General features: G+C 73.2%; 10 protein-coding genes. 4 read left to right on the top strand and 6 right to left on the bottom strand.

Going from position 1 to position 10160, the window contains the following annotated elements:
- Window positions 1–142: 142 nt before the first annotated feature.
- Window positions 143–1138: an SDR family NAD(P)-dependent oxidoreductase gene (locus IF99_RS0129090; RefSeq protein WP_037827972.1), complete on the top strand. Its 996-nt coding sequence runs from the start codon at window positions 143–145 to the stop codon at window positions 1136–1138.
- Window positions 1139–1252: 114 nt separating this feature from the next.
- On the opposite strand, the gene IF99_RS0129085 is transcribed toward IF99_RS0129090, so the two are convergent.
- Both IF99_RS0129085 and clpS read right to left on the bottom strand, forming a co-directional pair.
- On the bottom strand, window positions 1253–1837 hold the full coding sequence (locus IF99_RS0129085; protein ID WP_031001209.1) for a DUF2017 domain-containing protein: 585 nt from the start codon (window positions 1835–1837) through the stop codon (window positions 1253–1255).
- On the bottom strand, window positions 1837–2127 hold the full coding sequence (gene clpS / locus IF99_RS0129080; RefSeq protein ID WP_031001208.1) for an ATP-dependent Clp protease adapter ClpS: 291 nt from the start codon (window positions 2125–2127) through the stop codon (window positions 1837–1839). Before clpS ends, IF99_RS0129085 begins: the two co-directional genes overlap by 1 nt.
- 237 nt (window positions 2128–2364) lie before the next feature.
- Between clpS and IF99_RS0129075 the strand changes: the two genes are divergently transcribed.
- A complete protein-coding gene (locus IF99_RS0129075) occupies window positions 2365–3738 on the top strand; it encodes a nicotinate phosphoribosyltransferase (RefSeq protein WP_031001206.1) in 1374 nt (457 codons plus the stop codon).
- A gap of 206 nt (window positions 3739–3944) precedes the next feature.
- Entirely contained in the window at window positions 3945–4529 is a 585-nt protein-coding gene (locus IF99_RS0129070; protein WP_031001204.1) for a nicotinamidase, read from the top strand.
- 147 nt (window positions 4530–4676) lie between these two features.
- Here the strand turns inward: IF99_RS0129070 and IF99_RS0129065 are convergent, their stop codons facing one another.
- Together IF99_RS0129065 and IF99_RS0129060 are read right to left on the bottom strand one after the other, a co-directional pair.
- Window positions 4677–5057 (bottom strand): hypothetical protein, encoded by a 381-nt coding sequence (locus IF99_RS0129065; protein ID WP_031001202.1) that lies wholly within the window; start codon window positions 5055–5057, stop codon window positions 4677–4679.
- Between the two features lie 115 nt (window positions 5058–5172).
- The gene (locus tag IF99_RS0129060) at window positions 5173–7542 is read right to left on the bottom strand and encodes an immune inhibitor A domain-containing protein (protein WP_051703752.1); all 2370 of its coding nucleotides are present in this window, start codon (window positions 7540–7542) and stop codon (window positions 5173–5175) included.
- Between the two features lie 612 nt (window positions 7543–8154).
- Here IF99_RS0129060 and IF99_RS0129055 point away from each other — a divergent pair.
- Window positions 8155–8400 (top strand): hypothetical protein, encoded by a 246-nt coding sequence (locus tag IF99_RS0129055; RefSeq protein ID WP_031001198.1) that lies wholly within the window; start codon window positions 8155–8157, stop codon window positions 8398–8400.
- A gap of 99 nt (window positions 8401–8499) precedes the next feature.
- Here IF99_RS0129055 and IF99_RS34520 read toward each other — a convergent pair whose 3' ends face one another.
- Both IF99_RS34520 and IF99_RS0129045 read right to left on the bottom strand, forming a co-directional pair.
- The gene (locus tag IF99_RS34520) at window positions 8500–9408 is read right to left on the bottom strand and encodes an RDD family protein (protein ID WP_031001196.1); all 909 of its coding nucleotides are present in this window, start codon (window positions 9406–9408) and stop codon (window positions 8500–8502) included.
- Between the two features lie 57 nt (window positions 9409–9465).
- Window positions 9466–10160: RDD family protein (locus IF99_RS0129045; protein WP_031001194.1), on the bottom strand; the 695-nt coding region annotated here is incomplete at its 5' end.

Below are 10160 nucleotides of genomic sequence, written 5' to 3'. Positions count from 1 at the left end.
GGGCGGGGCGGGGGCGGTGGGGACGGCTCGGGGATGCGGAACGGGCGGGGGCGGGTCACGGTTGAGGCGGCGGGTGCGGGGCACTCCCCGTGCACCGTCGCCGCGCGCCCGCGCGGCTTTCCGTCGACCGCCGGAGGACCTCATGCCCCGCTCTCCCCGTCCGGCCCGCCCCTCCCGCCTGGCGGGCCTCTCGGCCGTCGTCACCGGCGGCTCGCGCGGGCTCGGCCTGCTGATCGGCCAGGAGCTGGCCCGCCAGGGATGCGTGGTGACGCTCGCCGCCCGGGACGGGGACGAGCTGGAGCGGGCGGCCGCGCTGCTGCGGGAACGCACGGGGGCGACCGTGCGGGTCGCGGTGTGCGACGTACGCGAGCAGGCGGCGGTACGGGAACTGCTGCGGGCGACGCGGGCGCGCGACGGACTCGACGTGGTCATCGCGAACGCGGGGGTGATCCAGGTGGCCCCGGTCACGGCGGTGGGGGCCGAGGAGTTCGGCGACGCGATGGACGTGATGTTCGGCGGGGCGCTCCACACGGCGCTGGAGGCGCTGCCCCATCTGCGGGAGAGCCGGGGCAGGCTCGCGCTGATCGGCTCGGTGGGCGGTCTCCTGGGGGTGCCGCACCTGCTGCCGTACTCGTGCGCCAAGGCCGCGGTGGGTGTGCTCGCGGAGGGGCTGCGCGCGGAGACGACGGCGGACGGGGTGAGCGTGACGGCGGTGCACCCGGGGCTCATGCGGACCGGTTCGCACCGGCAGGCCGAGTTCGGGGGCGATACGGGGGCGGAGTTCGGCTGGTTCAGCGCGGCGGCCGGGGCACCGCTGCTCTCGATGGACGCGGAGCGGGCGGCGCGGCGGATCGTCGCCGCGGTCGCGCGGCGGCGCGCACGGCTCGTCCTGACACCGGCGGCGAAGGCCGCGCAGCTCGCGCACGGGATCGCGCCGGGGCTCACGACGCGGGCGAGCGCCTGGGGCGCCCGCCTGCTCCCCTCGGCCGAGGGGCGGGGGCCCCTGCGCCAGGGGCACGAAGCGGGGGTGCCCCGGCACGCGCTGGCCCGTCAGCTGCGCGCCTGGGGCAGCGCGCTCAACGACCGCGCGGCGCGGCGGGCGAACCAGGAGCGGCCGGGACCGCGGACGAGTTCGTGAGCCACACCCCCGCGCGTCGGCCGTGCGGGGCGAGAGGCACGTCCTCCGCGCGTCGGCCCTTCGGGCGTGAGGCACGCCCTTCCGCCGGCCGCCGCCCGCAGTCCGTCCCACCCCTCAGGGCAGCAGCGTCTCCACCAGCGTTTCCTGGAGGCCCCCCAGCCACAGGTACGCCATGACCATCGGCTTGCGCGCGTCGCTGTCCGGGAGTTCGTAGAGCTGTTCCGTGTCGCCCTCGGTGGTGATGTCGAGGCGGGTCGAGAGGGCGAGGCGCAGGTCGTTGAGGGTGCGCAGCCAGGTCTGGGCGGCGAGGCCCGCGAGCTGGAGGCGGGCGTTGCCGCGCGCGTCGGTGCGCAGGTCGTCGAGGGTGCGGACGACGGCGAGGGCGTCCTCGCGCTTGCGGGCGCGCAGGTCGTTCTCGGTGTAGCGGCGGAACTCGGCCGAGGCGGCGTGGAGTTCGGGCCCCTCGTCCTCGCCGGGGCGGGTGTAGGCGTCCGGGAAGAGGCGGCGCAGGACCGGGTCGGAGGGCGGTTTGCTGGGGCCTTCGGCGAAGAGGCCCGCGAGCGGGTCGTCGTCGGCGCCGGGGCCCGGGCCGACGAGTTCGAGGAGTTGCACGGCGAGTGAGCGGATGATGCTGGTCTCGACCGCGTCGAGGGTGACCTCGGCGGCGCCGTCCGGGGTGCGTTCGAAGAGGCCGGGCATCAGTCGCGGTCCTGCTGGAGCGTGGCCCACAGTCCGTAGCCGTGCATCGCCTGCACGTCGCGTTCCATCTCCTCGCGGCTGCCGCTGGAGACGACGGCGCGTCCCTTGTTGTGCACGTCGAGCATCAGCTTGGTGGCCTTGTCCTTGGAGTAGCCGAAGTACGACTGGAAGACGTACGTCACATAGCTCATCAGGTTGACGGGGTCGTTGTGGACGAGCGTGATCCACGGGAGATCCGGCTCCGTCACCGCGAAGGACTCGGCCTCGGCGTCGGGCCGCTCCACCTCCATCGGGGCGGGGGACGCCAGGCGGGCCGCCGGACGGGCGGCACCGCGCCCGGGTGCGGGGGCGGCGGGCGTGGGGGCTGGGGAGACGGACGACACACTCACGGGGGCCATGCTGCCACTGTCCGGGACCCGTCGCACGAACGGCCCCGTCGGGGCCGCGCGGTCACACCCCGTACCGGCGTGACCCAGCCCACTCCCAGAAATCGTCAGAGTGACGCTAACTGGGGTAGCATCCTTCCCATGAACACAGCGGACCTTGGCCTGCCGGTGGACGTCCCGTCGACAGCGCTCTTCACGGATCACTACGAGCTGACGATGCTCCAGGCCGCGCGGGCCAACGGCACGGCCGAGCGGCCCAGCGTCTTCGAGGTCTTCACGCGCCGGCTGCCCGAGGGGCGCAGGTACGGCGTCGTGGCGGGCACCGGGCGCGTGCTCGACGCCGTCGCGAACTTCCGCTTCGACGCGGACCAGCTGGAGTACCTGCGCGCCCACCGGGTGGTGGACGAGGACACGCTCGCGTGGCTCGCCGACTACCGCTTCTCGGGCGACATCTGGGGCTACCCGGAGGGCGAGGTGTACCTCCCCGGCTCCCCCGTGCTGCGCGTCGAGGGCACGTTCGCGGAGTGCGTGCTCCTGGAGACCGTGATCCTCTCGATCCTCAACCACGACTCGGCGATCGCGGCGGCGGCCTCGCGCATGTCCTCGGCCGCCGGGGACCGCCCGCTCATCGAGATGGGCGCCCGCCGCACCCACGAGCTGGCCGCCGTCGCCGCCTCCCGCGCCGCGTGGATCGGTGGTTTCTCCACGACGTCCAACCTGGCCGCCGGGTACCGCTACGGCATCCCGACGACCGGCACGAGCGCGCACGCCTTCACCCTCGTCCACGACGACGAGCGCGCGGCCTTCGAGGCGCAGGTCGCCTCGATGGGCCCGGACACGACGCTGCTGGTCGACACCTACGACGTCGAGAACGCGGTCCGCACGGCGGTGGAGGTCGCGGGGCCCGAGCTGGGCGCGGTACGGATCGACTCGGGCGACCTGCTGCTCGTCGCCCACCGCGTACGCGACCAGCTCGACGCGCTCGGCGCCCGGAACACCCGGATCGTCGTCACCTCGGACCTGGACGAGTACGCGATCGCCTCGCTCGCCGCCGCGCCCGTGGACGCCTACGGGGTCGGTACGCAGCTCGTCGTGGGCAGCGGTCACCCGACCTGCTCGATGGTCTACAAGCTCGTCGCCCGCGCGCGTACCACCGAGCCGGGCGCGCCCCTGGAGCCGGTCGCGAAGCGCTCGGTGGGGGGCAAGGCGTCCGTCGCCGGCCGCAAGTGGGCGGCGCGCCGCAGGGACGCGGCGGGGATCGCCGAGGCCGAGGTCGTCGGCACGGGCGAGGTGCCCGAGGAACTGCGCGAGAGCCAGCTGCTCGTGCCGCTCGTGACGAAGGGCGAGGTCGTGGCCCGGGAGCCGATGAGCGCGGCACGCGCGCGGCACAAGGCGGCGCTGGAGGGGCTGCCGCTCTCGGCGACGCAGCTCTCGCGCGGCGAGCCCGTCATCCCGACGGAGTACCACCTGAGCGAGCAGGCCGCGGAGCGGGAGAGCCCGCGGGCCCGCGGCTGACATTCCTGCGATGAGCCGGGCGGAGAACGGGAACGCATCCGGCGTACGAGGAACGGGGCGCGGGCCGGGAGCCCCGGCACGGCGCCCCGCCGCACGCCGGGCCTCCCGCACCCCTCCCCCACCGGGCACCCAGTGCCTACCCTCGGGTACGGGGGCTCCGGCCCCCACCCGCACCGTCCGCACGAGAGAGCCGAGGGACACCCGTCATGGCACGCGCCTTGATCGTCGTCGACGTCCAGAACGACTTCTGCGAAGGCGGGAGCCTCGCCGTCAGCGGCGGGGCCGACGTGGCCGCGGCCGTCACCGAGCTGATCACCCAGGGGGCGGGCTTCGACCACGTCGTCGCGACGCGCGACGCCCACATCAACCCGGGCAACCACTTCTCGCGCAACCCCGACTTCGTCCGCTCCTGGCCGCCGCACTGCGTCCAGGGCACCGAGGGCATCGGCTTCCACCCGAACCTCGCGCCCGCCGTCGCCTCGGGCGCGATCGAGGCGGTCTTCGACAAGGGCGCGTACGAGGCCGCGTACAGCGGCTTCGAGGGCGCGGACGAGAACGGCGCGCCGCTCGCGGACTGGCTGCGGGCGCACGACGTGGACACGGTGGACGTGGTCGGCATCGCGACGGACCACTGCGTGCGCGCGACGGCGCTCGACGCCGCGAAGGAGGGCTTCCGCACGCGGGTCCTGCTCGACCTGACGGCCGGGGTCGCGCGCGCGACGACGGACCGGGCGCTGACCGAGCTGCGCGAGGCGGGGGTCGAGCTGAGCGGGGAGCCGGTGGTCGCCTGAGCGCGCCCGGGGCACGGACCGGCCGGCCCGCCTCGCGCCCTGCCGCCGGCCGGGGAGAGCGAGCGTCCAGCCACGCGGCGCCCAGCGCCCAGCGCCCAGCGCCCAGCGCCCAGCGCCCAGCGCGAGCATGACAAGCCAGTACGGGTGTCAGGCCGCGCGCGCCCCCGGCTCCGCCCCCAGGACGCCCTGCGGGCGCAGGAGGGCCGCTATGGGGTGCCACAGCTCGTAGGGGTCGTCGGGGGCCGCGCGCCACAGGAGGCCCTCGGGGTGGTGCAGGACGGCGGTGATCTCGTCGGGGGTGGGGGGCGCGATGTTGCCGCGCAGGTAGACGGCGCGCAGGCCGAGGTTGCGCAGCCGCGTCAGGGCGCGCGCACGGTTCTTCGCGCGGACGAGGACGCGCACGCTGGCGCCGTCGGCGCCGCGGCCCGCTCCCGTCGTGCCGCCGAGCGGGCCGCACGGGGGTCTGGGCAGGGTCAGGGCGACGATCACATCACCGCCCGGCAGCACGCAGTAACCACTCCCGGTCATCGTCGTCACACCCCTGTAAGACGTCGTGTCAATAAGGACCGCATGGAGGCATCTAAACGCGATCGGCCGCCGCCCGCTAGAGGGCGACGGCCGATCATGCTCTGACCTGCGGTGATTACTTCTTCAGTGTGGCGCGGTCCACGTGCACGGTCATCGTCGAGCCACTGAGCGGCTGGCTCAGGATCGAGATCGTCGTGTTGGTGTCAGTAATCTTCACGCTCCCGGTGGGGTTCGCCGGGTCGTAGTAGGTGTTGCGGTGGTCGTCGAAGACCGGCACACCGAGCTTCGCCTTGATCTTGGTGGCGACCCCGTCCTTGTGGAGGGTGAAGCCCGCCGAGGGGTACCACGAGAAGGCGGCGTCGTAGGGCTGGATGCGGTTGCGCATCACGGTGCCGTCCGCCCACTTCTCGGCCTTCGGGTGGGCGTCCACCGGGAGGATGAGGCCCTCGCCCGGGTGGGCGGTGGTGTTGTTGTCCGCCTGCGAGGTGTCCCACTTCCAGATCACGAGACCCGGGTTGTAGGAGAAGTGCTCGACCCAGTCGGGACGGGTGCTCGGCCAGCCGAAGTTGTACGGGCCGGTCTTGAGCGTCGTGTCGTACGAGACGTACTGGCGGTTCTCGGCGATGTAGTACTGCGCGTAGTCCTTGGTGAAGGACTCGCCGACGCGGCTGAAGCCCTTGGCGGTCCAGCCGTTGTCACCGTTCTCGACGTCGTCGCTCAGCAGCTCCGAGCCGTCCGCGACGATCTTGATGTCGTCGGCGGTGAAGCCCTTCTTCGCCAGGCCGCCGTCCGTGAGGTAGCGGAAGCGGATGTCGGTCTTCTTGCCCGCGTAGGCGTCGAGCGGGTACGAGAGGTCCTGGTACCCCTCGGACGGGCCGGTGAGCGCGGGCTTGTCGCTGCCGTCGCGCGGGAGGGCCTTGCCGTTCGCGGTTCCCTCCAGCGGCTCCCAGTTCGCGCCGCCGTCGGTGCTGGCCTCGGCGTACAGGAAGTCGTACTCGGCCTCGATGTCCCACCAGCCCTTGAGGTCCAGGGACGCGGAGGTCTTGCCGGTGAGGTCGACCGAGCGGGTCAGCGTGTTGTTCAGGTTGTCGCCGCTGCCGGACCACCACTGCGTCGCGCCGCTCGTGGGCTTGACGATGGTCGTGGTCACCTCCTTGTCGGGGAGGTTGACGACGAGGGCCTGCTTGTCCTTCGTGTTGTACTCGGCGACGCCCAGCTTGGTCGTCGAGCTCTTCGCGGCGTTCGCGGTGCCGTAGTTGAGCCAGCCGAGCTGGAGCTTGTCCCAGGCGTTCATGTCGCCGGGCAGGTCGCCGATCGCGTCCTTGCCGCGGCCGAGCCAGGAACCGGAGGACATGAGCGACCAGTACGCGACGGAGTTGTCGCCCGTGTTCGTCGTGTCGTAGAGGTCGGGCAGGCCGAGGTCGTGGCCGTACTCGTGCGCGAAGACGCCGAGGCCGCCGTTCTCGGGCTGCATCGTGTAGTCGCCGACCCAGATGCCGGTGTCGCCGATCTGCGTGCCACCGGCCTTGTTCCCGGCCGGGCCGGTGCGGCCCTGGTCGGTGCCGTAGGCGTACCAGCGGTGCGCCCAGATCGCGTCGGTGCCCTGGGCGCCGCCGCCCGCGGACTCGTCCTCACCGGCGTGGACGATCTGGAAGTGGTCGATGTAGCCGTCCGGCTCGTTGAAGTCGCCGTCGCCGTCGTAGTCGTAGCGGTCCCACTGGTCGTATTGCGCCAGGTCCGCCTTGATCTCGGCCGCGGACTTGCCGGCCGCCTTCTGGTCGGAGACCCACTGGGTGACACCGTCGCGCACGAGGTCCCAGACGGTGGAGCAGGTCGAGGCGCCGCACTTGTTGTTGCCGTAACGGGCCTCGTTGGCCTTGACCTTGACCCAGTCCGTGACCTCACCGTCGACCGAGTAGCGGCCCGAGGACTGCTTCTCGTAGTACTTCTTCAGGGACTGGACGCTGTCGTCCTTCGCATCCGAGAAGTACAGGTCCTGGTAGTGCTTCCGGTTGAAGTCCGCCTGCCAGTCCGTCGAGTTGTCGTTCTTCGGGTCCGGCTTGGCGATCTGGTTGTGCAGCGGGCCCGGCTGGCCGCCGTACGCCGGGTCGACCTCGTCGCCGAACTCGACGAGGATCGTGAAGATCTTGTCCGTCTTCTCGCGGCCCAGCTCGACGTACTTGCCCTTGTCGAGCTTGAGGACCTTCGAGCCGTCGCGCTCGGTGGTCTTCTTCTTGCCCGTCAGAAGCTGGTTGAGCGCCTCCTGGCGCTGCGCGTCCTGCTTCTCGCTGAAGGGCCCCTCGAGATTGTGCTCGGCGCCCTTCTTGCCGAGAGCCGGGTCACGGCGCTCGATCTTCTGGCCGTCCTTGCTGCCCACCTGGCCGTCGGCGGCCTGTGCGACCCCGAACGACGCGGCGGTGGCGCCGATCAGGCCGGTCGCCACGGTGACGGCGGCCGCTCTGAGGGCTCTCCGTTGTCTGCTCACCTGTGCGCTGTCCTCCCCGGAAGCGGGTCCCGGTCCCAACTGACGGAACATCACTCGTTCCACTGAATCCCGGAACACACGTGCGATACACGTAGTCCGCTATTCGACCGGAGAGACGGAAGAAAAACCAGATCTTGACTTGGGGGCGGCACGTGCGTTACCGCTCGCACACGTTCTGCACAGAAGGGACACAACGGGGCCGGGGGACGGGCGCGAACCGGACCCCGCGGGGCGTAGGACCGAGCCCCCGCGCCGGTCCCCGGGCTCCGCGAGCGAGAAATCGCGCCATTCCGGGAGTTCCGCGGACGCCGGATGGGGAGAGTTCGGGAAGCGGGGCCGGGGCGTGAGGCGCGAGGACCGGGCGTGCCGGGGCCGGGGCGTGACAGCGGGGCATGCGGGAGGCGGGGCGTGCGGGCCGGGGCGCGGGAGGCGGCGCGTACGAGGACCGGGCTCCGCCGGGCGCCGTACGCGGAGACGTGAATCCATGCGCCCCCCCGTGCCCCGACGCCTCCCCGCCCGCCGCGCTTACCGCGGGAACCGCTGGGAATGGACGGCGTGAGAGCCCCCGCCGGGGACGCTCGTGCCCTCGTACCCGTCACAGGACGGTCCCTCATGTCACGTCCGCGCCTCGCCCAACTCGCCAGCGGTTCCGCGACCGTGCTCCTCACGGTGCTGCTCGTCCTGCTCCTGTCCGGGACCACCTCGACCGCCTGGATCGCGCTCACGTGCGTGGCCGCGCTCGCCCTCGGCGTCGCGGTCGCCTACGCCCTGCGCCCGCAGGCCCCCGGCGTCACGACGGCCCCACCGCCGCCCGAGGTCCGGGTCGGCAGGCCCACCGCCTCCTCGTACCAGCGCTGAATCCGCTCACCGGGCCCCGTGGTGATGGCCCGTCGCCGGGGCCGTGGTGATGGCCCGTCGCCGGGTGCCGCCGTGGAGCGCGGTCGCCGCACGGCCCGCTCAGACCTCGACCACCACGGTCTTCGCCGCCTTGTCGTGCAGGCCCTGTTTGTAGGGGCGGTCGATGAACGACCAGCCCCCGCAGATCGCGGTCCACACACAGGCGCAGCAGAAGGCGAAGGGCAGCCACAGCACGGCGGCCCGCACGAGGAGCGTGCGCGTGTCCGGGGTCAGCCCGTTGTCGAGCCTCGCCACGCGCAGCTTCAAAAGCCGCTTGCCGAGCGTCTGCCCGCGCCGCTGGCTCATGAGCACGTCGTAGCCGATGTAGAGGATCGCCGCGACGAAGGACTGCCCGACCGAGCGGCCCGCGTGCGCGTGGTCGAAGTTCGTCTCGGAGACGCGGAAGAGCAGCGTCAGCAGATAGACGACGATGCCGACGAGCACCATGTCGATGACGCGCGCGAGCACGCGTCTGCCGCTCGGCGCGAGCGGGGCCATACCCGCGAGCGGGTCACCGGGGGGCGGCCCCTCGGGACCACCGGGGTACGGGCCGTAGGGGCTCTGGCCCTGCCCGCCGTACGGGCCCTGGCCGCCGCCGTACGGGCCCTGGTCGCCGTACGGGTTGTTCGGATCGCCGCCGTACGGGTTCCCCGACCGGTCGTCGGGGCCGCTCCCGTACGGATCGCCGCCCGGCTCGCTCCCGTACGGATTCCCGCCGCCGGGCGGGGGCGGGTTGGCGCCGCCGTAGGGAGGCGGGTTGGCGCCGCCGGGCGGGGGCGGCGTGTTGCCCGGGGGTCGCTCGCCGCCGGGCGGGTCGTACGGGGAGCCCGGGCGGCCCGGGTCCTCGGCGGGCGGCTCACCGCCGGGCGGGTCGTAGGGCGTGCCGCCACCGTGGCCGGGCTGCCGCTTGCGGAAGGGGTCCTCGCCCGGGCGGTCCTCGTCGTCGGGCGGAGGCGGTGCGCTCGTCATGGCCCGAGTCGAACGCGGGGCGAAGGCCCCTGCCACGGGACGTGGGCCGGTCGGACCTCAGCGGGCCACGAAAGTATGAGCCGCCTTGTCGTGCCAGCACTGCCGCCAGGGCCGGTCGAAGCACGCCCACACCACGCCCACGACACCGATCCCGAGCAGCCCGGGGACCGCGTAGACGAGCCAGCGGCGCAGCGCGGCGGCGAAGCCGGGCGGCTCGTGCTCCTCGATGTCGCGCACGTGCAGGCCGAACAGCTTCTTGCCGAGCGTACGGCCGAACCGGGCGGTCGGCAGGGCCTCGTAGAGGAGACCGAGGACGAGAAGCACGCCGACGGAGGCGAGCAGGCAGCTCACGGTCGTCGTGTCGATGAGCCAGACCTCGACGGTCTCGCCGCTCAGCTTCGCCGCGTCGATCTTCGCCTGTACGTGGTCGGCGGCGCGGCTCGCGAGCGGGACGACCGCCGCCCCGGTGAGCGCGCCGAGGAGCAGGCTGTCCACGATCCGCGCGAGGAGCCGCCGCCCCAGCCCGGCGGGCCGCGCCGCCGCCTGCCGCCGCGCGGCGGCGGTGAAGGGGTCCTCGCGGACGGGCCTGAAGGGAGTGACGGGGACGTCGGGTCCACCGGCCCCGGTGCCTGGGGCGGCGTGGGCCGGCTGCGCGAGGGCGGAGACCTGAGCGGCCCAGGAGCGGGCCGGGGCGGGTGGGGAGGCGGGAGAGGGCGGGGGGCCGGGTGGGGAGGCGGGGGTGGCCCTTGGGG

This window comes from Streptomyces sp. NRRL F-5630, assembly GCF_000719475.1.
Lineage (GTDB): Bacteria > Actinomycetota > Actinomycetes > Streptomycetales > Streptomycetaceae > Streptomyces.
This window is presented reverse-complemented; position numbering and strand designations above follow the sequence as displayed.